Source organism: Pseudoduganella sp. GW821-FHT05F09 (assembly GCF_059419605.1).
Genome location: NZ_JBWKSD010000011.1, coordinates 187,343 through 210,576, shown reverse-complemented (window position 1 = coordinate 210,576; position 23,234 = coordinate 187,343). Strand labels below are relative to the sequence as shown.

The 23,234-nt window shown below is 64.8% G+C and carries 22 protein-coding genes; 11 read left to right on the top strand and 11 right to left on the bottom strand.

Features of this window, described 5'->3' with window-relative positions:
- Positions 1-75 precede the first annotated feature (75 nt).
- From AC07S4_RS28320 to AC07S4_RS28285, 8 genes are all read left to right on the top strand, one after another.
- On the top strand, positions 76-1,767 hold the full coding sequence (locus tag AC07S4_RS28320; protein ID WP_494989775.1) for a nitrite/sulfite reductase: 1,692 nt from the start codon (positions 76-78) through the stop codon (positions 1,765-1,767).
- Complete coding sequence (locus AC07S4_RS28315) at positions 1,760-2,347, top strand: DUF934 domain-containing protein (protein ID WP_494989774.1); 588 nt, start codon at positions 1,760-1,762, stop codon at positions 2,345-2,347. The genes AC07S4_RS28320 and AC07S4_RS28315 overlap by 8 nt, the downstream gene beginning before the upstream one ends.
- Before the next feature lie 15 nt (positions 2,348-2,362).
- Positions 2,363-3,079, top strand: a complete 717-nt coding sequence (locus AC07S4_RS28310; protein WP_494989773.1) for a phosphoadenylyl-sulfate reductase — start codon at positions 2,363-2,365, stop codon at positions 3,077-3,079.
- 38 nt (positions 3,080-3,117) lie between these two features.
- Entirely contained in the window at positions 3,118-4,065 is a 948-nt protein-coding gene (cysD, locus tag AC07S4_RS28305; protein WP_494989772.1) for a sulfate adenylyltransferase subunit CysD, read from the top strand.
- Positions 4,065-5,387: a sulfate adenylyltransferase subunit 1 gene (locus tag AC07S4_RS28300; RefSeq protein WP_494989771.1), complete on the top strand. Its 1,323-nt coding sequence runs from the start codon at positions 4,065-4,067 to the stop codon at positions 5,385-5,387. Before cysD ends, AC07S4_RS28300 begins: the two co-directional genes overlap by 1 nt.
- A gap of 3 nt (positions 5,388-5,390) precedes the next feature.
- A complete protein-coding gene (gene cobA, locus AC07S4_RS28295) occupies positions 5,391-6,128 on the top strand; it encodes a uroporphyrinogen-III C-methyltransferase (protein ID WP_494989770.1) in 738 nt (245 codons plus the stop codon).
- Between the two features lie 76 nt (positions 6,129-6,204).
- Positions 6,205-8,280: a M13 family metallopeptidase gene (locus AC07S4_RS28290; protein ID WP_494989769.1), complete on the top strand. Its 2,076-nt coding sequence runs from the start codon at positions 6,205-6,207 to the stop codon at positions 8,278-8,280.
- 52 nt (positions 8,281-8,332) lie between these two features.
- Positions 8,333-9,073 carry a hypothetical protein gene (locus AC07S4_RS28285; protein WP_494989768.1) on the top strand — a complete coding sequence of 247 codons (741 nt, stop codon included), beginning with the start codon at positions 8,333-8,335 and terminating at the stop codon, positions 9,071-9,073.
- A gap of 3 nt (positions 9,074-9,076) precedes the next feature.
- On the opposite strand, the gene AC07S4_RS28280 is transcribed toward AC07S4_RS28285, so the two are convergent.
- From AC07S4_RS28280 to lptF, 3 genes are read right to left on the bottom strand one after another with little or no spacing between them, the layout of a single operon-like run.
- Positions 9,077-9,466, bottom strand: coding sequence for a sirohydrochlorin chelatase (locus AC07S4_RS28280; RefSeq protein ID WP_494989767.1), 390 nt, complete (start codon positions 9,464-9,466; stop codon positions 9,077-9,079).
- Positions 9,467-9,477: 11 nt separating this feature from the next.
- Complete coding sequence (gene lptG / locus AC07S4_RS28275) at positions 9,478-10,647, bottom strand: LPS export ABC transporter permease LptG (protein WP_494989766.1); 1,170 nt, start codon at positions 10,645-10,647, stop codon at positions 9,478-9,480.
- Positions 10,644-11,780, bottom strand: a complete 1,137-nt coding sequence (gene lptF / locus AC07S4_RS28270) for an LPS export ABC transporter permease LptF (protein ID WP_494989765.1) — start codon at positions 11,778-11,780, stop codon at positions 10,644-10,646. Before lptF ends, lptG begins: the two co-directional genes overlap by 4 nt.
- Positions 11,781-11,840: 60 nt before the next feature.
- On the opposite strand from lptF, the gene AC07S4_RS28265 reads away from it, so the two are divergent.
- Positions 11,841-13,334: a leucyl aminopeptidase gene (locus AC07S4_RS28265; protein ID WP_494989764.1), complete on the top strand. Its 1,494-nt coding sequence runs from the start codon at positions 11,841-11,843 to the stop codon at positions 13,332-13,334.
- Between the two features lie 33 nt (positions 13,335-13,367).
- Here the strand turns inward: AC07S4_RS28265 and AC07S4_RS28260 are convergent, their stop codons facing one another.
- From AC07S4_RS28260 to AC07S4_RS28245, 4 genes are all read right to left on the bottom strand, one after another.
- Positions 13,368-13,811, bottom strand: coding sequence for a hypothetical protein (locus AC07S4_RS28260; protein ID WP_494989763.1), 444 nt, complete (start codon positions 13,809-13,811; stop codon positions 13,368-13,370).
- A gap of 79 nt (positions 13,812-13,890) precedes the next feature.
- Entirely contained in the window at positions 13,891-14,304 is a 414-nt protein-coding gene (locus AC07S4_RS28255; RefSeq protein ID WP_161074898.1) for a phiTE_015 family protein, read from the bottom strand.
- A 391-nt stretch (positions 14,305-14,695) separates the two neighbouring features.
- Complete coding sequence (locus AC07S4_RS28250; RefSeq protein WP_494989762.1) at positions 14,696-14,995, bottom strand: putative quinol monooxygenase; 300 nt, start codon at positions 14,993-14,995, stop codon at positions 14,696-14,698.
- Positions 14,992-15,672, bottom strand: coding sequence for a type 1 glutamine amidotransferase domain-containing protein (locus tag AC07S4_RS28245; RefSeq protein ID WP_494989761.1), 681 nt, complete (start codon positions 15,670-15,672; stop codon positions 14,992-14,994). Before AC07S4_RS28245 ends, AC07S4_RS28250 begins: the two co-directional genes overlap by 4 nt.
- A gap of 129 nt (positions 15,673-15,801) precedes the next feature.
- On the opposite strand from AC07S4_RS28245, the gene AC07S4_RS28240 reads away from it, so the two are divergent.
- Positions 15,802-16,713 (top strand): LysR family transcriptional regulator, encoded by a 912-nt coding sequence (locus AC07S4_RS28240; RefSeq protein WP_494989760.1) that lies wholly within the window; start codon positions 15,802-15,804, stop codon positions 16,711-16,713.
- 19 nt (positions 16,714-16,732) lie between these two features.
- On the opposite strand, the gene AC07S4_RS28235 is transcribed toward AC07S4_RS28240, so the two are convergent.
- Positions 16,733-17,152, bottom strand: a complete 420-nt coding sequence (locus AC07S4_RS28235; protein ID WP_494989759.1) for a hypothetical protein — start codon at positions 17,150-17,152, stop codon at positions 16,733-16,735.
- The gene (locus tag AC07S4_RS28230) at positions 17,145-17,663 is read right to left on the bottom strand and encodes an LSm family protein (protein ID WP_494989758.1); all 519 of its coding nucleotides are present in this window, start codon (positions 17,661-17,663) and stop codon (positions 17,145-17,147) included. Before AC07S4_RS28230 ends, AC07S4_RS28235 begins: the two co-directional genes overlap by 8 nt.
- A 138-nt stretch (positions 17,664-17,801) precedes the next feature.
- Here AC07S4_RS28230 and xth point away from each other — a divergent pair, with 138 nt between their 5' ends.
- Complete coding sequence (gene xth, locus AC07S4_RS28225) at positions 17,802-18,569, top strand: exodeoxyribonuclease III (RefSeq protein WP_494989757.1); 768 nt, start codon at positions 17,802-17,804, stop codon at positions 18,567-18,569.
- Here xth and AC07S4_RS28220 read toward each other — a convergent pair.
- Complete coding sequence (locus tag AC07S4_RS28220; RefSeq protein WP_494989756.1) at positions 18,566-21,862, bottom strand: bifunctional diguanylate cyclase/phosphodiesterase; 3,297 nt, start codon at positions 21,860-21,862, stop codon at positions 18,566-18,568. The two genes, xth and AC07S4_RS28220, sit on opposite strands and share 4 nt — an antisense overlap.
- A gap of 170 nt (positions 21,863-22,032) precedes the next feature.
- Complete coding sequence (gene prpF, locus AC07S4_RS28215; protein WP_494989755.1) at positions 22,033-23,232, bottom strand: 2-methylaconitate cis-trans isomerase PrpF; 1,200 nt, start codon at positions 23,230-23,232, stop codon at positions 22,033-22,035.
- Positions 23,233-23,234 lie beyond the last annotated feature (2 nt).

Sequence of the window (23,234 nt, the reverse complement as noted above, 5' to 3'; positions counted from 1 at the left end):
TTATTACCATTAGCGCCAGTTTGGGATACTTTGAAAGAGCCAGCCCCGCCGGCAAGCGATTTTTTTAGGAATGATATGTATCAATACGATCAATACGACCACCTCATCGTCCGCGAACGCATCGCGCAGTACCGCGACCAGGTACGCCGCCGTCTGGCCGATGAGCTGACCGAAGCGGAATTCCTGCCCCTGCGCCTGCAGAATGGCCTGTACTACCAGCGCCATGCCTACATGCTGCGCATCGCCGTGCCGTATGGCATGCTGGCCAGCAAGCAGATGCGCATGTTTGCCCATATCGCGCGCAAGTACGACCGGGGCTACGGCCACTTCACCACCCGCCAGAACATCCAGTTCAACTGGATCGAGCTGGAACAGTCGCCCGACATCCTGACCGACCTGGCGTCGGTGGAAATGCACGCCATCCAGACGTCGGGCAACTGCATCCGCAACACCACCACCGACGAATTCGCCGGCGTGGCGGCGGACGAGATCATCGATCCGCGCCCCTACTGTGAGATCCTGCGCCAGTGGTCCACCTTCCACCCTGAATTCATCGCCCTGCCGCGCAAGTTCAAGGTGGCCGTCAACGGCGCCGTGGAAGACCGCGCCGCCATCGCCGTGCACGACATCGGCCTGACCGTGGTCTACAACGAGGCCGGCGAAATCGGCTTCAAGGTCATGGTCGGCGGCGGCATGGGCCGCACCCCCATCCTGGGCAGCGTGATCCGCGAGTTCCTGCCGCGCGAACACCTGCTGACCTATGTGGAAGCGATCATGCGCGTGTACAACCTGCACGGCCGCCGCGACAACAAGTACAAGGCCCGCATCAAGATCCTGCTGAAAGCCATCGGCGCGGAAGAATTCGCGCGCCAGGTGGAAGCCGAGTGGGCGGACCTGAAGAACAGCGAAGAAACGCTGACGCTGGAAGAGATGGAGCGCGTCATCGCCTACTTCCAGCCGCACCCGTACAAGCAGCTGGAAGCGATCGACCCGCTGGCCGCGCAGGCGGACAACAAGGCCTTCGCCAACTGGCTCAAGCGCAACGTCAAGCCGCACAAGCAGCCGGGCTACGCTTCCGTGGTGCTGTCGCTGAAGAAAACCGGCGTGCCGCCGGGCGACGCCACCGCCGAGCAGATGGATTTCATGGCCGACCTGTCCGACCGCTACAGCTTCGGCGAACTGCGCGTGACGCACGAGCAGAACGTGGTGCTGGCGGACGTGGAGCAGACCCAGTTGTTCGCGCTGTGGCAGGAAGCCAAGGCGCACGGCCTGGCCACGCCGAATATCGGCCTGCTGAACGACATGATCTGCTGCCCGGGCGGCGACTTCTGCGCCCTGGCCAACGCCAAGTCGATTCCGATCGCCTCGGCCATCGCCGAGCGCTTCGACAGCCTGGACTTCCAGCATGACATCGGCGACATCGAACTGAACATCTCGGGCTGCATCAACGCCTGCGGCCACCACCACGTCGGCAACATCGGCATCCTGGGCGTGGACAAGGACGGCAGCGAATGGTATCAAGTGTCGATCGGCGGCGCGCAGGGCAACCACTCGGCCATCGGCAAGATCATCGGACCGTCGTTCTCCGCGCTGCAAATGCCGGAAGTGATCGGCCGCCTGCTGCAAGTGTATGTGCGCGAACGCGTGGAAGGCGAACGCTTCGTCGACACCACGCAGCGTATCGGCGTTGCGCCGTTCAAGGAATTTGTATACGCCACGCCTATCGTCGATGCGGGCCGCCTGGTTGGAGAAGATGAATATGTCTGAGCAAAAGCTGATTATCAAAGGCCGTGAAGTTGTCGGCGACGACTGGACCGTGCTGCGCGCCGCCGGCGAAGCGCCCACCGCCGAAGACGTGGCCGCGCTGCCCGTCCCGGCCGGCAAGGTGATCGTGCCGCTGGCCACCTGGCTGGCGCAGGCCGAGGCACTGGCCGCGCGCCGCGCCGCCGGCGAGATCGGCGTGTGGTTCGGCCCGGACGAGCGCCCTGAAACGCTGAAAGGCCAGCTGGACGCCTTCGCCGTGGTGGCGGTGGACTTCCCCAAGTTCACGGACGGCCGCGGCTATTCCATCGCCTACAATTTGCGCACCCGCCTGGCCTACGCCGGCGAGCTGCGCGCCATCGGCGACGTGCTGCGCGACCAGCTGTTCTCCATGCAGCGCGTGGGCTTCAACGCCTACGACGTGCGCGCCGACCGCAGCATCCACGATGCGCTCAAAGGCCTGTCGGACTTCTCGGAGACCTACCAGGCTTCGGTGGACCAGAAGGTGCCGCTGTTCCGCCGCACCGCCCGCCCCGCGCCTGCCGCCAACGTAGCCAACGGCGGCGACGCCGGCTACGGCATCTGAATCGGAGCGCCAGCCATGAGCGAGCTCAATGCCCTGATCCAGTCCACCCAGCAGACGCTGGAGCGCATCGCGCGTGATTTCACGCCGGCGGTGTTCGCCTCCAGCCTCGCCGCTGAAGACATGGTGCTGACCGACCTGATTTTGAAGGCCAAGCTGCCGATCGCCATCTTCTCTTTGGAGACCGGCCGCCTGCATGCGGAAACGCTGGCCATGCTGGACAAGGTGAAGGAAACCTACGGCTACGAGATCGCGCTGTACCGCCCGCAGCCTGAAGCGGTGCAAGCCTACGTGGCGCAGAACGGCCTGAACGCCTTCTACGACAGCGTGGACATGCGCAAGGAATGCTGCCGCATCCGCAAGGTGGAGCCGCTGGGCCGCGCCCTGGCCGGCAACAAGGCCTGGGTCACCGGCCAGCGCCGCGCGCAGGCCGCCACCCGCACCTCGCTGATGGTGGAGGAGGACGATCCGGCGCACTTCATGACCAAGTTCAACCCGCTGGCCGACTGGTCGGAGCAGGACGTGTGGAACTACCTGCGCGACAACGGCGTGCCGTACAACGCCTTGCACGACCAGGGTTTCCCCTCGATAGGCTGCGAGCCCTGCACGCGCGCCATCGAACCGGGCGAGGATGTGCGCGCCGGCCGCTGGTGGTGGGAAAATCCGGAGTCGAAGGAATGCGGCCTGCACGTGGTAGACGGCAAGCTGATACGCATCAAACCCGTGGCCGCGTAAGCTTGCGCCAGCCACCAACACTAAGAATAGGCATTAGCATGAACACTGTAGTTGACCGTTACGCCTCGACGATAGGCCTGAGCGCCGTGAACGCGCGCCACCTCGACACGCTGGAATCGGAAGCCATCCACATCCTGCGCGAAGTGGCAGCCGAATGCAGCAACCCTGCCCTGCTGTTCTCCGGCGGCAAGGACTCCGTGGTGCTGCTGCGCCTGGCCGAGAAGGCTTTCCGTCCCGGCAAATTCCCCTTCCCGCTGGTGCACATCGACACCGGCCACAACTTCCAGGAAGTGATCACCTTCCGCGACCAGCGCGTGGCAGAACTGGGCGAGCGCCTGATCGTGGGCTCGGTGGAAGACTCGATCAAGAAGGGCACGGTGCGCCTGCGCAATCCGCAGACCGATTCGCGCAACGCGGCGCAGGCGGTAACGCTGCTGGAAACCATCGCCGAATACGGCTTCGACGCCTGCATAGGCGGCGCCCGCCGCGACGAAGAGAAGGCCCGCGCCAAGGAGCGCATCTTCTCCTTCCGCGACGAATTCGGCCAGTGGGACCCGAAAGCGCAGCGCCCGGAACTGTGGGACCTGTATAACACCCGCGTCCATCCAGGCGAGAACATGCGCGTGTTCCCGATCTCGAACTGGACCGAGCTCGATGTGTGGCAGTACATCGCCCGCGAAAAACTGGCGCTGCCGCCGATCTACTTCGCGCACGAGCGCCAGGTGATCCCGCGCAACGGCCTGCTGGTGCCGCTGACCGACCTGACCCCGGCGCGCGAAGGCGAGGCGGTGGAAACCCAAGTGGTGCGCTTCCGCACCGTGGGCGACATCTCCTGCACCTGCCCCGTGTCCTCGGACGCGGAAACGGTGGAAGCGATCATCGCCGAAACGGCCATCACCCAGATCACTGAACGCGGCGCTACCCGGATGGACGACCAGACCTCCGAAGCCTCCATGGAAAAACGCAAGAAAGCAGGTTACTTCTGATGAACGCACGCATAGACAACACCGACAACCAGGCCAGCCTGCTGCGCTTTATCACGGCAGGTTCCGTGGACGACGGCAAGAGCACGCTGATCGGCCGCCTGCTGTTCGACAGCAAAGGCATCTTCGCCGACCAGCTGGCCGCCGTGTCGCGCGCCAAGAACAAGCGCACCGTGGGCGACACCATCGACCTGTCGCTGCTGACGGACGGCCTGGAAGCGGAACGCGAGCAAGGCATCACCATAGACGTGGCCTACCGCTACTTCGCCACGCCGAAGCGCAAGTTCATCATCGCCGACACCCCGGGCCATGAGCAGTACACCCGCAACATGGTCACCGGCGCCTCCACCGCCGACGCCGTCATCATCCTGATCGACGTGTCGAAAGTGAAGCTGCGCGAAGACGGCGGCGAAGGGTTGAACGATGTTGAGCTGCTGATCCAGACCAAGCGCCACTCCACCATCGCCCACCTGCTGCAGATCGAGCACGTGGTGGTGGCCGTGAACAAGATGGACCTGGTGAACTACGACCAGGCGATCTACGACCGCATCATCAAGGCCTACCAGGAATTCGCGCAGTCGCTGGGCCTGAAGGACATCACCCCTATCCCGCTGTCCGCCCTGAGCGGCGACAACGTGGTGGACGCGGGCGAGAACATGCCCTGGTATAAAGGCCCGACGCTGATCGAGCTGCTGGAGTCGCTGTCGGTGTACGACGAAGCGCACCACGCGCCGTTCCGCTTCCCTGTGCAGCTGGTGGCGCGCCACAACGGCCACGAAGCGAACGACTTCCGCGGCTACATGGGCCGCATCGAAGCGGGCAATGTGAAGGTGGGCGACAAGCTGGTGGTGCAGCCTTCGGGCCAGGCCGCCACCGTGAAGGACATCCTGACGCTGGAAGGCTCGCACCAGTCGGCGTCGGCCGGCCAGTCGGTGACCCTGCTGCTGAACGAATACCTGGACATCTCGCGCGGCGACCTGCTGGCCAGCAGCGAGCAGCCTGCCACGCTGCTGAAGACCCTGAACGCGGACGTATGCTGGCTGTCGGAAGACGCGCTGGACCTGCGCCGCAAGTACTGGATCAAGCACGGCACCAAGCAGACCGCCGCCAAGATCACCAGGATCGAGTCCCTGCTGGACATCAACACGCAGGAGCGCAGCAGCGCGGAAGTGCTGAAGCTGAACGACGTGGCGCGCATTGCGCTGACCGTGCAGCAGCCGCTGGCCGCAGACGACTATACCGACAGCCGCGCGACGGGCGCTTTCATCCTGATCGATGAAGTCACCCACCAGACCGTGGCCGCCGGCATGATACGCCTGGCCTGATCGATGTCCGCGTTTGTGCCCAGCTTCGGCAAGGTCTACCTGATAGGCGCGGGTCCCGGCGCGCAGGATCTCATCACCCTGCGCGGCGCGCGCCTGCTGCAACAGGCGGACGTGGTACTGCACGATGCGCTGGTCACGCCGGAGATGCTGGAGCTGTGCCCGCAGGCCGAGAAGATTTCGGTCGGCAAGCGTTCCGGCCAGCGCTCCACCGCGCAGCAGGCCATCAATGCGCAGCTGGTGGAATGCGCCAGCCGCTACGCGCTGGTGGTGCGCCTCAAAGGCGGCGACCCCATGCTGTTCGGGCGCGCCGACGAGGAGCTGCGCGCGCTGGAGGAAGCTGGCATTGAAGTGGAAGTGGTGCCGGGCATTACCACCGCCGTGGCGGCGGCGGCGGCCACCAAGCAGCCGCTGACCAAGCGCGGCGTGTCGCGCAGCGTGGCCTTCTTCACCTCCAGCACCGCACCCGAACACCCGGCCGACATCGACATGCCCGACAGCGACACGCTGGTGCAGTATATGGGCGGGCGCGAAGCCATCATCACCGCGCAGCGCCTGCTGGAACAGGGGCGCGTGCCGGAAACGCCGGTGGTCGTGATCGAAAACGTCAGCCGCGCGGACCAGCGCATCCTGCGCCTCACGCTGGACACGCTGGCCCACGGCCTGGAGCCGACGCACGGCCCGGTGCTGGTGATGCTCGGCCACGCCATGGCCCGCCGCCCCCACCAAGCCGCGGACGCCTGACCCGCCTGGCGCCGCCGCGATTGCCATTTCAGCAATCGCCGCCGTAAAATAGCTGCTCTGTCAACCGGAGCACTCCATGCGCAAACTCGTCCCCGTCCTGCTGGCCTTCGCCGTCAGCGCCGCTTATGGGCAAACCCCTGGGCAAAACCCTGCCGCCAACGACGCGCCGCTGCCCGCCCTGCCCTACACGCCCGGCCTGGACGTGTCGGCCATGGACAAGACCGTGGACCCGTGCGAAGACTTCTACCAGTACAGCTGCGGCGGCTGGATGAAGAACAACCCCATCCCCGCCGACCAGAGCGCATGGAGCGTGTACGGCAAGGCCGCGCAGGACAACCAGCGCTTCCTGTGGGGCATCCTGGCCACGCTGGCCGCGCCGTCGGCCCAGGATGGCGCCCGCACCGCCTCCCAGCAAAAGATAGGCGACTACTTCGCCGCCTGCATGGACGAGAAAACCGTCAACGAACGCGGCGCGGCGCCGCTGCAGGAATACCTGGCGCTGATCAGCGGCATGGCGTCCAAGCAGGAGCTGCCGCGCGTGCTGGCCAGGCTGCACACCAGCATCGCCAACAGCATGCTGTTCGGCTTCTCGTCCAACCAGGACCTGGGGGACTCCGCGCAGGTGATCGCCTTCGCCACCACCGCCGACGCCGGCCTGCCGGACCGCGACTACTACCTGAAGAACGACGCCAAATCGAAGAAGATGCGGGCAGACTACGCCGCCCACATCGCCCGCTCGCTGGAACTGGCGGGCGACACGCCGCAGGCCGCCAAGCGGGCCGCCGCCGCCATCCTGAAGTTCGAAACCGTGCTGGCCAAGGCCTCGCTGTCCCGCGTGGACCAGCGCGACCCCTATAAACTATTCCACAAGACCGACCTCAAAGGCCTGCAGGCCATGACGCCGGCCTTCAGCTGGAAGGACTATCTGCAGGCGCTGGGCATGGACGGCGTGAACAGCTTCAACGCCACCGAGCCGGCCTATCTGCGCGCGCTGGACAAGAGCCTGAAGCAACTGAGCCTGGACGACATCAAGACCTATCTGCGCTGGCACACCACGCGCGCCATGGCGCCTTTCCTGTCGCAGGACTTTGTGGCCGAGAATTTCGCCTTCTATCACAAGACCCTGCTCGGCACGCCGGAGCAGAAGCCGCGCTGGAAGCGCTGCGTGCAGCTGGTGGACCAGCAGCTGGGCGAGGCGCTGGGCCAGGAGTTCGTCAGCCGCGCCTTCAGCCCGGAGCTGAAGGAAAAGACGCTGCACATGACGCGCCAGATCGAGGCCGCCATGGAGCAGGACATCAACGCGCTGACCTGGATGAGCGAGCCAACCAAAGAGAAGGCGCGCGAGAAGCTGCATGCGGTGGCCAACAAGATCGGCTACCCGGACAGCTGGCGCGACTACAGCGCCTACAGCGTTTCGCGCGGCGACTTTGCCGGCAACGTGGTGCGGGGCACCGCCTTCGAAGTGCGGCGCCAGCTCGACAAGATAGGCAAGCCGCTGGACCGCTCGGAATGGGGCATGACGCCGCCCACCGTGAACGCCTATTACAACCCGCAGATGAACGACATCAACTTCCCTGCGGGCGTGCTGCAGCCGCCGCTGTTCGACTCGAAAATGGACGATGCGCCCAACTACGGCAACACCGGCGGCACCATAGGCCATGAACTGATACACGGTTTCGACGACGAAGGCCGCCAGTTCGACGCCAAGGGCAACCTGAAAGACTGGTGGGCCAAGCAGGACGCCAAGGCCTTCACGCAGCGGGCGCAGTGCATCGTGGACCAGTACGCGCAGTACACCATCGTGGACGACATCAAGATCAACAGCAAGCTGACGCTGGGCGAGGATGCGGCCGACCTGGGCGGCCTGGTGCTGGCCTGGATGGCGTGGAAAACCGAAATCGCCAACAAGGTGCTGGAAAACCGCGACGGCCTGACGCCCGAGCAGCGCTTCTTTGTCGGCACGGCGCAATGGACCTGCGAGAACGAGCGCCCCGAGCGCCTGCGCGTAAATGCGCTCACCAATCCGCATTCGCCGGGCAAGTTCCGCATCAACGGCCTGGTGGTCAATATGCCGGAATTCGCCAAGGCCTTCTCCTGCAAGCCGGGCCAGGCCATGGTCAAGCCCAGGGAGAAGCTGTGCCGGGTGTGGTGAAGCATCAGGCCGCGCCTGTTAGAATATCGCCTTCGATTTCCAAGGAGGTGATATGCAGCAGCCGAATGAAGTATTTGAACGCGCCCGCGAAGCCCGTCTCGCAGGCCGTTACCAGGACGCGCTGAAGGACCACCTCTGGCTGCATGACCATGCGCTGGAGGTGTCGCCGGACTGGCGCGGCGTGCGCCTGTCCTTCGCCCTGCGCGACTGGATCTACCTGGCCGACGCCTTCCCGCCTGCGCTGGCGGCCCTGAAGAGCATCCGCGACCGCGAATCGTCGCGCATGCTGCTGGGCGCCGCCACGGTGGAGCGTTTCCGCGAAGTGGCCGCCATCAACGAGGCGCTGCGCGAAGTGGGCGCCACCCATGCGCTGTTCCTGAAACTCGATGAAGTCGATTCCGCGCTGGCCGAGCAATGCGCCGAACTGGCCATGACCGCGCTGGTGAAGTGCAACGACTTCCAGCTGGCGCGCCGCTTCCTGCCTTCGCCGTCCGGCCGCATCGAAGCGCTGGCCGCGCGCCTGAACGACGGCGCCGACGCGCTGGCCAGCCAGCCGGCGTCCGCCGCGCCCACGCTGCTGGCCTATGTGCTGAACTATGCGAAGGAAGTACGCCTGGTGCTGGCCGTGCTGAACGGCCTGGAGGAAGACGGCGAAGCGGACAATATGCAGAAACTGGCGCTGGAAGCGATCCGTTCGGACGGCCTGCGCGCCATTATCCAGCGCGAACTGGAGCAGCCCGGTTCCACGCTGGCGGCCATGGCCGCCCAGTCGGAAGCGGAAAGCGAAGAGTAAAGCCTAGCCGCCCGGCGGCGCGCCGGCGATCGTGCCGATGCAGTAATCGGCAATGGCGTCCAGTACCGCCGGGTTCTCCCCCACCGCTTCGGCCACGCTGAAGCGGATTGCCGGATAGGCGGCGCGCAGTTCATCGAGCATGAGCGGCAGATCGCGCAGCACATGGCCGCCCTGGCCTAGAAACACCGGCACCACCGCCACCTCCGCCACCCCGGCGGCGGCCAGCTCGGCGACCCGCTCCGGCAGGCGCGGCGACATCAATTCCAGGAAAGCCAGCGACACGTCCACGCCAGGCAAGCGGGCTTGCGTGATGCCGCGCAGGCGCTCGAACGGCGCGGCCCAGCTGGCGGCGCGCGCGCCGTGCGCAAACAAAATCAGTGCTTTGCTGTTCATCGCTGCCTCCATCAATGCCGCTCCACCCACCACAGCGCGCCCATGGCCAGCAGCAGATACAGCACGCTGGGGGCCGCCGCCGTGAGGAAGGGCGGCCAGGTGCTCAGCATGCCCACGTGCGAGAACAGGGTGTTCACCAGCAGGAAGCTCACGCCTATCATGATGCCGACGAAGACCTTCAGGCTCACGCCGCCGCTGCGCGCGTGCAGGTAGGCGAACGGCAGCGCCAGCGCCATCAGCACGAACACGGCCAGCGGATCGAGCAGCTTCTTCCAGAACGCCACCTTGAACATCTTGGTTTCCTGCTTGTTTTCCTGCAGGTGGCGGGTGTAGACCACCAGTTCATTGGCCGTCATGCGGCCCGGATCGCGGCGCGATACCGTCAGGATCTTCGGCGTGATCTCGGACACCAGGTCGCGCGACTCCATCTTCACGATTTCGACCCGGCTGGTTTCCTGCGCAAAGTGGTTCTGCGCCGTGGCCGCGGCGCCCGCCACCAGCAGGGCCGGATTGCTGAAACGGCTCTCGGTCACGTCATACAGCCGCCATACGCTCTTGCCCTGGAAGGTAGCGCGCTTGGCCTGGATCAGGGAACGCAGGCGGAAGCTGTTGTCGAATTCGTAGAGCTTCACGTCCAGCAGTTCGCCGTCCGGGCGCGCTTCGCGCACATTGAAAAAGCGCGAACCCTGCACTTCGCCGGTCAGGCCTTCGCTCTTGATGATGTCCTTGGTCCACAGGCCCGAGCGGAATTCGGCCGACACCGTGGCGCCCTGCGCCGTCAGGCGCACCTTGTCCGCCAGCGGCGAGGTGCGCGGCACAATCAGTTCGCCGACGATGAAGGTCACCGCCACGATCACCAGGCCTATCCTGAACAGCATGCCGATCGCCCTGCGGGTCGACATGCCGGCCGCGCGCATGATGGTGAATTCGGACGACGAGGCGAATTGCGCCATCGTGTAGATGGTGCCGATCAGCGTGGCCACCGGCAGCACGCGGTAGATCTGCTCCGGCACCATGATGACCACATACAGCAGCGCGTGCTGCAGGGTGTAGCCGTTCTTGCCCACCGAAGGCAGTTCGCCGGTCAGGTCCAGGAAGGCCAGCAGCGAGAGCAGCGCCAGCAGCACAAAGGCCACCGCCTGCGCGATCGAGGAGGCGAAATAGCGTTGCAGGATACTCATTTGACGGTTGCTTCCCTGGCCGGCTGCTTGCCGCGCTTGAGCGCAGCCCACAGCACGAGCGGATGATAACGGTGATTCACATTCTGGCGCCAGACGAACATCAGCGTCACCAGCACGGCGAGGCCGACGTGCAGCGGCCACCACGACAGCGCGAATTTCAGACGGCCCGAGCGCACGCTCGCTTCCAGCACCTTGACCAGGTTGATGTAGCTGAAGAAGACCAGCAGCGCCACGATCAGATTGGACGAACTGCCCGCGCGCGGATTGACGAAGCCGAGCGGTATGGCCAGCAGCGGCAGCAGCAGGCCGGTGATCGGCAGCGCCACGCGCCACAGGATTTCGCCGTGGATAATGGGGCCGGTGCCCTTGAACAGTTCCGCGCTCGGCATGGCGTCCACGCCCTGCGGACCGCCCAGCTCCTGCGCCTTGCTGGCCACGCGCATGCTGTAGCGCTCAAACTCCATGGTCTGCACATCGGCGCTGCCGGGCGTGCCCTGGTAGCGGCGGCCGTTCTTCAGCACCAGGAAGCGGTCGCCCTCGGGCGTGGTGGTGACCACGCCTTCCTTGGCCACCACGGTGGCCGTGCCTTTTTCATCGACGGTGTTGACGAACACGTTGTGCACCACGGCGCTCTGGCCGGACACGCCCTCCACAAAGAAGATGCGGTTGGCCGATGCCGACTCGCGGAACTGGCCCGGCGAGACCTGCTGCAGGTCTTCGCGCTTCTGGAAACGCTCGGCATATTCGCCGCTTTTCTGCTTGGCCCAGGGCGTGGCGTAGAAACTGAGCATCCCGATCAGCAGCACGATGGGCAGGATAAAGGCCAGCACCGGGCGCAGCCAGCGCGCCAGGCTCAGACCGGAGGCGAACCACACCACCATCTCGGAATCGCGGTAGCTGCGGGTCACCACCATCAGCACAGAAATAAAGCTGGTGAGTATCAGGACAGTTGGCAGATAATTCAGGGCTGCGAACGCAATCAGCGCGACCACGTCGCTCGATGCGACCTTGCCGCCCGCGGCTCTGCCGAGGATGGTGATCAGGGTCCAGGTGACGATGAGGGAGAACAGCACCGTGAAGGTTGCCCCGGCGGCACTGGCCAGCTCGCGCTGAAGGGCACGTTGAAAAATCATTCGAAGTTTATAATTCGGTCGTCAAGTTAAGTAAGAACCAAGCCTACACGGAGAAATCTAATGGACTTTAGCATAAAAGCATTCGACGCAAAAAACACCATTGCGTCCGCCAAAACCGGCTGCATCGCCGTCGCGGTATTCGAAAACAAGAAGCTGTCGCCAGCCGCCAAGGCCCTCGACAGCGCCGGCGAAATCACGGCTGCGCTGAAGTCCGGCGACATCACCGGCAAGGCGGGCAGCTCCCTGCTGCTGCGCGGCCTGAAAGGCGCCGCCGCCGAACGCGTGCTGCTGGTCGGCCTGGGCGCCGATGAAGCGGCAGGCGAGAAAAGCTTCGCCTCCGGCGTGCAAGCTGCGATCAAGGTGTTTTCCACCCTGGGCGCGGCGGACGCCATTATCGCACTACCAATGGAAGAAGTGAAAGAGCGCGACGCGGCGTGGGCCATCCGCACCGTGGTGCAGGCCGGCCGCGAGAGCATCTACCGCACCGACAGCCAGAAGAGCAAGAAGGACCCGGCCCCCGCCGGCGTGAAGAAAGTGGCGCTGGCCGTGGCCAACAACGCCGCCAACAAGCTGGCGCTGTCGCAAGCGGTCGCCATCGCCAACGGCATGGAACTGACCAAGGACCTGGGCAACCTGTCGGCCAACGTCTGCACCCCGACCTACCTGGCCAACACCGCCAAGAAGCTGGCCAAGGACTTCGGCTTCGACGTCGAAATCCTGGACCGCAAGCAGCTCGAGGCGCTGAAGATGGGCAGCTTCCTGTCGGTGACCAACGGCAGCGAGCAGCCGCCCAAGTTCATCGTGCTGAAGCACAAAGGCGGCAAGGCCAAGGACGCACCAGTGGTGCTGGTCGGTAAAGGCATCACCTTCGACACCGGCGGCATTTCGATCAAGGCCGGTCCCGGCATGGACGAGATGAAGTACGACATGTGCGGCGCCGCTTCGGTGCTGGGCACCTTCCGCGCCATCGGCGAGATGGGCCTGAAATCAAACGTGATCGGCGTGATCGCCGCCTGCGAGAACATGCCTTCCGGCCGAGCCACCAAACCGGGCGACATCGTCAGCTCCATGAACGGCCTGACCATCGAGATCCTGAACACCGACGCCGAAGGCCGCCTGGTGCTGTGCGACGCGCTGACCTACGCCGAGCGCTTCAACCCGGCCGCCGTGATCGACATCGCCACCCTGACCGGCGCCTGCATCGTGGCCCTGGGCCACCACAACAGCGGCCTGTTCACGCGCGACGACGACGCCCACAACGCGCTGGCGGCCGAGCTGCTGGCTGCGGGCAAAGCCACCGGCGACACCGCCTGGCGCCTGCCGATCGGCGAACAGTACAACGAGCAGCTAAAGTCCAACTTCGCCGACCTGGCCAACATCGGCTCGCCGGGCGGCGCGTCGTGCACGGCGGCGGCTTTCCTGGAAAACTTCACCCGCAAGTACAACTGGGCCCACCTGGACATCGCCGGCACCGCCTGGAAGTCGGGCGGCGCCAAGGGCGCCACCGGCCGTCCGGTGCCGCTGCTGGCGAACTTCCTGATCAACCGGGTATAAACAACAAACGGGCCGCGAGGCCCGTTTTTTTGATCAGTACACCGCGCGCCCCGCATCCGGCGGCGCGCGCCCGTCGCCCGCGTCAAAACGCTTCAGCTCCACCGTCAGCACGGCGGGATAGTCGAAACCCTGGCCCGTGTTGCGGTCGACCACGATGCCCACGCCGGCCGTCAGGGCCACATTGCCCCACAGCGTACCGTTTTCTTTGGAATTGATTTTCTCGAAAGCCCAGGCGGCGCGCTCCAGGCGGCAATCCACCCGCAGCTGGCCGGAGCTCTTGCGGATTTCCACGCGCGCAGGCGTGGTGACGAACCATTTCCCCGCGTCGTTGTACAGGATGCAGCCCACGCCCGCCACTTCACGGTGGTCGAGCACGGTCTGCACCAGCACTTGCTGGGTAGGGGATTCGGTCAGGGTGCCGCAGCCGCCCAGCAACAGCAGGACGGCGGAAACGGCAAACAAGGCTGGACGTGACATATCAGTCCTTTAGGCAAGGCGACAGCAACCCGGGGCGGCGCCGGCAGGCGCTGCCCACTGCTAGCCGTATCGGCGGCTGTTAGCGCTCGATGGCCTTGCTGTCCATTGCACGCTCGATGGCTTGCGGCTTGGCAGGCTGCTTCAGGCTTTGTATCACCTGCAGTATGTCTTCCATGCCCGATTCGCCATTCAGCCGTGAAAACGCGTCCAGTACTTCATTGAGCACCTGGTTGCGAACCACAGCGTCGTCCTGGCTCAAGGCCGGCGCGCGCTGCAGGCCCGGCGAACGCGCAGCAGCGGCTTTCTCGGCGGCAGCTGCTTCCTTCTGCGCTGCCGTCTTTCGCCCCGCCGGCGTTTTGCCGTGCTCCAGCGCCGCCTGCCAGATTACCCAGCGGCGTTGCGTTTCGAATACCAAGTATTCTTCTGGCTTGTCTTCGCGGCGGCGCACAATGTGGCCATCGCGCTGCGCCCATGCTTCAAATGCAGATCGCATTTCAGTCCTTTACAAATGCTTCGCGCATATCTCACTGTTTAAACAACAACTATTTCCCAATAGTACCATTTATTGATGCGTTCCAACGGTATTCTAACTTTTTTTGCATCAAAAGTGTTGCTGTGTGGAAAATTCAGTGTCATCCCGAGTTCTTTAAGTATATTTCTGTTTTCGGCAGCCGTTTATGGAATATTAGTACCAATTTGATAACAATGAAGCACTATCGGCAATTATTTTTTAAATTGTTACATTTTGCAAACAGCTTGCCTATCAATAGTTCCATTTACCGTACGGTTTCCGCCCGGCTTTTTTGCCAGGCTATATGATGCGACTTTGTAAGATTTCCGCCAACACAATAGAAAAAGCCCGCTGCGGTGCAGCGGGCTTCCATTTACTTCGCGCTGAACAATTCCACCCGCCGCTCCTCCAGCAAGGGCAGGATGCGCCCCGCCACCAGGCTTTGGTAGTGGGCGGACTGCTTGTGGGCGTCGAGCGCGGCCTCGTCGCGGTAGCGCTCGAACAGAAGCAGGCTGTTCGGCGCCTCCACGCCCTGATACACCTCGTAGGCCAGGCAGCCCGGCTCGTCCAGCGACAGCGGACGCAGTTCGGCAACGATGGCGAGCACTTCGCTGAAAGCCGCCTCCTTCACCAGCCAGCGGGCGGCGACGGTGATGTGGCCGGCCGCGCTCATGGCTGCGCTCCGTTCAGCGCGGCGACGATGGCTTGCGCCAGCGGTGCGCCCGAGGCCGGATTCTGGCCGGTCAGCAAGCGCCCGTCGACCACCACTTTCTGCTGCCACACGGCCGCCGCCGAGTAGTCGGCGCCCTCTTCGCGCAGCGCATCCTCCAGTTTGAAGGGCACGTCGGCCTCGGCGTAGCCGGCTTCCTCCTCGTTGGAGAAGGAAGTCAGCTTGCGGCCGCGCAGCAGCGGCGTGCCGTCCGCCAGCGTCACGCCCAGCAAGGCAGCCGGGCCGTGGCAGACGGCGGCAACGATCTTGCCCGCATCCCAGGCCCGGGCCACGGCGCGTTTCACGTCCGGATCGCCGGCGATATCCACCATGGGACCGAGGCCGCCGGGGAAGAAGATGGCGTCGTAGTCGGCCACATCGACTTCGGACAGCTTGCGGCTGTGCGCCATGCGGCGCATGGCCGGGCTGCCGAGGAAGGCGCGCTGCGCCGGATCGTTCTCGTCGTAGCCGTCATGCGGCGGGTTGCCGCCCAGCGGCGACGCATATTCCACCGCAACGCCCGCATGCTCGAATACTTCCACCGGGTGGGCGACTTCAGGGAAGAAATATCCCGTGGCGCGCTTGTTCGGGCCGATTTCAGCGGCGTTTGTCAAAATAAACAGTACATGTTTCACACTCATGGCAATCTCCTTCAGTCTGCAAGAAATCCCAGTGTTCCGGGGCATGAGCTAACTATAGGAGCGCGGCGCGATATCGGGTAGATAGCGCCGGGATGACTCAATGTCAGACAATTTGATACAATCTTTGAAATGAAAGACCACTCCCCCATCCTCGACGAGCTGCGCGCCATGGCGGTGTTTGCCACGGTGGTGCGCAGCGGCAGCTTCGCCGCCGGCGCCCGCGCGCTGGGGCTGACCCGCGCCGTGGTCAGCCACCATATCCGCGCGCTGGAAGCCAAGCTGGGTGTGCCGCTGGCCCAGCGCAGTACGCGCAGCTTCAGCCTGACGCCGGCAGGCGAGGCGTTCCGCGTGCACTGCGAGCGCCTGCTCGACGAGGCGCACGACGGCATACGCGGCATGGAGCTGCTGCGCGCCGAGCCGCGCGGCGAGGTCCGCATCACCTGCTCCCACCACTTCGGCAACAAGCGCATCCTGCCCGCGCTGCTGGAATTCCGGCGGCGCTACCCGGCCATCCGCCTGCACGTGGCCATGAGCGACGCCAATGTGGATCTGGTGCAGCACGGCATAGAGCTGGCCGTGCGCGCCGGGCCGCTGGCCGACTCCGCGCTGGTCGCGCGCCGCCTGCTGCGCGAGCAGACCATGCTGTGCGCCTCGCCCGCCTATCTGCGCCGGCACCGCGCGCCCGCCAGCGTGGCCGAGCTGGGATCGCACCGCTGGGTCGCCTATCCGCCCAGCCAGCGCACGCTGGCCGCGCGCGCCGGCGGGCAGGACATCCAGATCCCCATCCGGGGCGACGTGGTGACCGACAGCGCGGCGGCGCGGCTGGCTTTTGTGCTGGCCGGCGAAGGCATGGCGCGCCTGCCCGCCTACGACGCGGCGGCGCTGATCGCGTCGGGCGAGCTGGTGCACGTGCTGCCGGAAGTGGAAACCGCGCCGCTGGAAATCTACCTGGTCCACGCCCAGCGCATCGGCCCCAGCGCCCAGCTGCTGCGGGACTTCCTGCTCGACGCGGAGCGCGGCGAGGCATTCGCTTGGAATTAGCGGCCAACTGCGGCCTGTTCTATTCGCAGTTTTTCATCGCTGCGATGAAGACCGATGCAATCGTGTAGACCGTCGAAAAGTCATATTTGCGTCCGAACTTCGGCGTCCAGTAACGCCCGAGCCGAGCCCGCTCACCTTTTCGGCTAAACATGTTTCTCATCGAACGGGAAAACTGGGATCTGTCCCGTTGATAAACCCGCCGAAGATAATCCGTGCGGATCGACGCTTCTACCGAGGAGAGGACGGAGAGCGAGCTGCTAAGGTCCAGCTCATCACGTGCAGCATCCCGCACTTCCTCCAGCGGATGCCCAACGTATTGCGCCAGGATTGGGTGCGTGCCATTCGCGAACAGTTCGAATAATGCGGCCTCAACCAATGCATGATGTAGCGCGATTTTATCCAGCGACAACTCAGACTCAGAGAGGCTGACTTTAACCACCGCGGATTACCTTCATCAAGGCATCCTGGAACGACTCAGCCGTCAATTCGATGTACCTGACATCAGGCGGCGGCGTGGCAAACTTCCATGCCAAAGGCGGAACAGTCCAGTCCGATTTGACTGCGCCGGCACCGGACACAGGACGATAGGCGGATTCGGGCACAACCACAAGCTTGCAAGATCCGCGCGGCCCGTCCATGTCCACGCGCCCATGCACTCCGATCAAATATGTCCCTATCGGCTTCAGTTTAACCAAGGCATGGCCAAGCTTGATTTCGATCTGCTGCGCAGTATAGTTGCCTAGTTGATCTTCGTGCAGCGTCACGTCGCGTGCGGAAATCGAAATATCACCAGCAGCGAGGTAATCCTTCAGGAACCCATGGACCATGCCATGCAGTTCCTGCAGCCTGCGCAGCCAATCCTGCTTTTCCTGCTCCGGTGACATGCCTCCGGATTGCTCTTCGGCTTCCACCTTCAGCTCCTGCACGAAATTGCTGAATTGATTGCTCATGATTTCACTCCCCGAATCGATAGGCCATTATCGCACCGTTAAAGGCTCTCCGTTCCCTTGACGCCCGTACTGCACGGGCTGAGATGGGTTAAGATTCGCCTGCATATAAAGATCGATTTTAAAAGGCATCGCAAACACATGAAACTCGCAACCTGGAACGTCAACTCGCTGAATGTCCGCCTGCCCCACGTGCTCAAATGGCTGGAGGAAAATCCGGTCGATGTGCTGTGCATACAGGAGACCAAGCTGACCGACGACAAGTTCCCTACCGCCGCCATCGAGGCGGCCGGCTACCACGTGGTGTTCAGCGGCCAGAAAACCTACAACGGCGTGGCCATCCTGTCCAGGCAGCCGATGACGGACGTGGTGGTCAACAATCCGCATTACGAGGACGCGCAGCAGCGCATCCTGGCGGCCACCATAGACGGCGTGCGCGTCGTGTGCGCCTATGTGCCGAACGGCCAGGCGGTGGGCACGGACAAGTATGAATACAAGCTGGGCTGGCTGGCTTCGTTCCGCCACTGGCTGGAGCTGGAGGCGGCGCAGTACCCCAACCTGGCCGTGCTGGGCGACTACAACATCGCGCCGGACGACCGCGACGTGCATGATCCCGTGGCCTGGGCCGGACAGGTGCTGTGCTCGGAGCCGGAACGCGCCGCGCTGCAGGCGCTGTTCGCGCTGGGCCTGACGGACTCCTTCCGCCTGTTCGAGCAGGCCGAGAAGACCTTCAGCTGGTGGGACTACCGCATGCTGGGCTTCCAGAAGAACAAGGGCGTGCGCATCGACCACGTGCTGCTGTCGGCGCCGCTGGCCGCGCGCTGCACCGCTTGCGTGGTGGACCGCGCGCCGCGCAAGTGGGAACAGCCTTCGGATCACGCGCCGGTGATCGCCACCCTCAGCGATTAAGCGGGCCTGCGTTCCAGCATGTGCTGGGCGTTGGCGTGCGGGACGGGCTGCGAGAACAGATAGCCTTGCGCGTAGCGGCAGCCCTGGCGCTGCAGCAGGGCGAATTGCCCTTCCGTCTCCACGCCTTCGGCCACCACCGGCATCTGCAGGCTGTCCGACAGCGCGATGATGGCCGCGACGATGGCGCGGTCCTCCGCACTCTCCTCCAGCTCCTTGATGAAGGCGCGGTCGATCTTGATTTTCCTGACCGGGAAACGCTTCAGGTAGGCCAGGCTGGAATAGCCGGTGCCGAAGTCGTCGATCGACAGCCGTATGCCCATGGCGTTGATCTGCCCCAGGATCTCCATGGTGTGCTCGCCGTGCTGCATCAGCGCCGTCTCAGTGATTTCAAATTCGATCATGGCCGGGTCGATGCCGGTTTCGTCCAGGATGCGGCGGATCGATTCAACCAGGCCGCGGTGCATGAACTGGCGCGGCGACAAATTCACCGCCAGCGGCACCGGCTGCAGGCCCTGCCTGAGCCACTCCATGCTCTGCTCGCAGGCGCTGCGCATCACCCATTCGCCTATCGGCACGATCATGCCGTTCTCTTCGATCAGCGGGATAAAGCTGTCCGGCATCACCAGTCCCTGGCCGGGACGGCGCCAGCGCAGCAGCACTTCCATGGCGTGCACGCTGCGCGTGGCGATGTCCATGATGGGCTGGAAGTGCAGCTCGAACTGGCTCAGCGCCAGCGCGCTGCGCAGGCTGTTTTCCAGCTCGAAGCGCTGCGCCGCGGACACGTTCATCTTCGGCGTGAAGAACTGGTAGTTGTTGCGGCCGGACGCCTTGGCGTGGTACATGGCGCCGTCGGCGTGGCGCATCAGCGTTTCCACGTCCTCGCCGTCGTCCGGATAGACGCAGATGCCGATCGACGGCGTAATGTGCAGCATGCGCCCTTCCAGCGGGAAGGGCACGGCCAGCGCTTCGATGATCTTCTCGGCCACCCTGCTCGCTTCCTCGATCGAACGTATGCCCGGCACCAGCACCACGAATTCGTCGCCGCCCAGGCGGGCCACGGTGTCGCTGGCGCGCACCGAGCGGCACAGGCGGCTGGCCACTTCCTTGAGCAGCTGGTCGCCGGTCAGGTGGCCCAGCGAGTCGTTGATGGTCTTGAAGCGGTCCAGGTCCAGGAACATCACCGCCAGGCGCCGCTCCGAACGCTGCGCGGAGAGCATGGCGCGGTCCAGGCGGTCGGCCAGCAGCGCGCGGTTGGGCAGGCCGGTCAGGGTGTCGTGGTAGGCCATGTGGTGCACGCGCGCCTCGGCCTGGCGACGCTCCACGATCTCGCCTTGCAGCTGGGCGTTGGCGCCGGCCAGTTCGGCGGTGCGCTCCAGCACCCGCACTTCCAGTTCGTCGCGCGCCTGGCGCACCGCTTCGGCGTCGGCGCGGCGCGCGGTGATGTCGTCCACCAGCCATACCGAGCGGCCGTGCGGCTGCGCCATGTCGAAAGGCCGGCCGGACAGGCGCGCCCAGAAGCGGCTGCCGTCCTTGCGCACCAGCTGGTACTCCGAGGTGTTGACGTGGCCGGCGCGGAAGTCGCGCGCGGTCTGCTTGCGCGCCATGTCCCAGGACTCGATGTCGGCGTAGAAGGCCTGCACGCTCAGGTTGTTCATTTCGCCCGGCGCGTAGCCGAACAGTTCTTCCATCTTGGTGTTGCAGCGCAGGTTGTAGCCGCCCTCGCATACCGAGATGCCGAGCACCGCGCTGTCGAGGATGGCCTGGTTCTCCAGCAGCGCGTTGCGCAGCGATTCCTCGGCCAGCTTCTGCTCGGTGCGGTCTTCGGCGATCCAGATGGTGCCCTGGCTGGGGTCGTCCGGGTTCACCACGTAGGCGATCAGCTGGGCCCAGAAGGTGGTGTTGTCCTTGCGCCGCATTTCCACTTCGGTCTGGAAGGGCTTGCCCACCAGGAGGAAGGGCGTGGCGGCCGCGCCCAGGCGCTCGTAGGCGGCTTGCGAGGGGTATAGCGCCACGCCGCTCAGGCCCAGGCCTTCGTCGCCTTCGTAGCGGAACATCTCGGCGAAGCCCCGGTTGTAGCGCGTGATGAGGCGGTTCTTGGTGAACAGGATGCTGATCGACGCGTTCGTCATGATGGCTTCCACTTCCATCTGCGTCTGGCGCGACTGCGTAATGTCTTCCATGATCCAGATGGTGCCGCCGTCGCTGCGCTCGTGGCTGATGGCCTGCGCCCGCACGCGGCACCACAGCAGGCTGCCGTCCTTGCGCTTGAACTGGAATTCCTTTTTCTCGAAGGGCTGGCCGCTGCCCAGCAAGGGGCCGGCCTCCATGCCGAATTCGGCGTAGGCCTGCGGCGACGGGAACACTTCCACCGCCGGGCGGCCGTACATTTCCTCGCGCGTGTAGCCGAACATTTCGGCCATGCGCGGATTGCAGTTCAACAGCGTCTGCGCCTTGGTGAACAGGATGCCGACCGAGGCGTTGTCGAGAATGGCGTTCTGCTCCATCAGCAGCTGGCGCATGCTTTCCTCGGCCGCGCGCTGCTCGCTGATGTCCTCCACGATCCAGACCGTGCCTTCGGCAATGTCGGACGGGTCGAGCGAGCGGCCATACAGGCGGCCCCAGAACAGCGTGCCGTCCTTGCGGCGCAGCTGGATTTCGGTCTTGAAGGACTGGCCCCGCGTCAGCAAGGGGCGCGACTGCTCGGCCACGCCCTGGCGGATTTCGTCGCTGCCATACAGCATATTGCCGCTGGCGCCCTCCATTTCGTCGCGCGCATAGCCGAACATTTCGGCCGCGCGAATATTGCACTCGATGATGAAGCCGGACTTGCCGAAGATGATGCCGACCGCCGCGTTCTCCAGGATGGCCTGCTGTTCCAGCAAGGTCTTGCGCAGCGCGCGCTGGTCGCGCTGGAAGCCGCTGGTGTCGTGGAACACCACGATGGCGCCGGCCGCCGGGCCTTCGCCGAGCAGCGGCTTGAGCGTGGCCTGCACCGGGATGTACTGGCCGGTGGCGTGGGCCAGGCAGCTGTCCCACTGCCGCGCGGCCTTGGCGGCGGCGCTGTCCCCTGCATTGCCGCCCATGGCGGCATCGAGCCGCGCCATGCTGTCGCTGCGGGCGTGGCGCGCGAACACGTCGGCCACCGGACGGCCGCGCGCAGCGAAGCCCAGCAGTTCGTCCAGCTCCGGGCTGGAGGCAAGCACCATCCCGTCGCCGCCGCACGCGCACGCTGGCAGGCCGATCAGCTGCAAGGCTTCGGCCACGGAATCCGGATGGGGTGGAACACGACTCATGTACACCTGGGCACCTTTTAGTAACGTGCCGGTCTCCTGTGGCAGCGTAGTTGGCAGATCATAAACCACAACGTGCGGGTCCGCCACCGCGCACGCCGACGGCGGCCTCTAAATGCGCCTATGCCCGCGTGCAGCGGGCATAGTTACAACAAAGCAAGGAGAGTGGCAGGCTAGAAAGCGTCGCCCGGCACCCTGACCCAGCCTTCCATCAGCACCCGCGCGCTGCGGCTCATGATGGCCTTGGTGACACTCCATTCGCCGTTGACCAGGGTCGCCTCGGCGCCCACCCGCAGCGTGCCGGACGGATGGCCGAAGCGCACCGCTGACATGGCCACCGGCGCGCCGCCGCAGGCGGCCAGGTTGACCAGCGTGCCGGGCACCGCCGCCGCCGTGCCGATGGCCACCGCCGCGGTGCCCATCATGGCGTGGTGCAGCTTGCCCATCGAGAGCGCGCGCACCAGCAGGTCGATTTCGCCCGCCGCCACCTGCTTGCCGCTGGATGAGGTGTAGCCGGCCGGCGGCGCCACGAAGGCCACCTTGGGCGTGTGCTGCCGCTGCGCCGCCTCGTCGATATGCTTGATCAGGCCCATGCGCAGCGCGCCGTGCGCGCGTATGGTTTCAAAGCGGGCCAGCGCCTTGGCGTCGCCGTTGATGGCGTCCTGCAGCTCGGCGCCGGTGTAGCCGATTTCTTCCGCGTTGACGAAGATGGTCGGGATGCCGGCGTTGATCATGGTGGCCTTGAAGGTGCCCACGCCGGGCACTTCCAGCTCGTCGACCAGGTTCCCGGTCGGGAACATAGAGCCGCCAGCGCCCTCCTCGTCCGCCGCCGGGTCCATGAATTCGAGCTGCACTTCGGCGGCCGGGAAGGTCACGCCGTCCAGTTCGAAGTCGCCGGTTTCCTGCACCTCGCCGTTGGCGATGGGGATGTGGGCGATGATGGTCTTGGAGATATTGGCCTGCCAGATGCGCACCACGGCCACGCCGTCGCGCGGCACGCGGTCCGCGTCCACCAGGCCGCCGCTGATGGCGAAAGCGCCAACGGCGGCTGACAGGTTGCCGCAGTTGCCGCTCCAGTCCACGAAGGCCTTGTCGATGGCGACCTGGCCGAACAGGTAGTCCACGTCGTGGTCCGCTTTTGCGGACTTGGACAGGATGACCGTCTTGCTGGTGCTGGAGGTGGCGCCGCCCATGCCGTCGATCTGCTTGCCGTAAGGGTCCGGGCTGCCGATCACGCGCAGCAGCAAGGCGTCGCGCGCCTTGCCGGGAACTTGCGCCGCCGCCGGCAGATCCTGCAGGCGGAAGAACACGCCTTTGCTGGTGCCGCCGCGCATATAGGTGGCGGGGATCTTGATTTGAGGTGTGTGTGCCATGC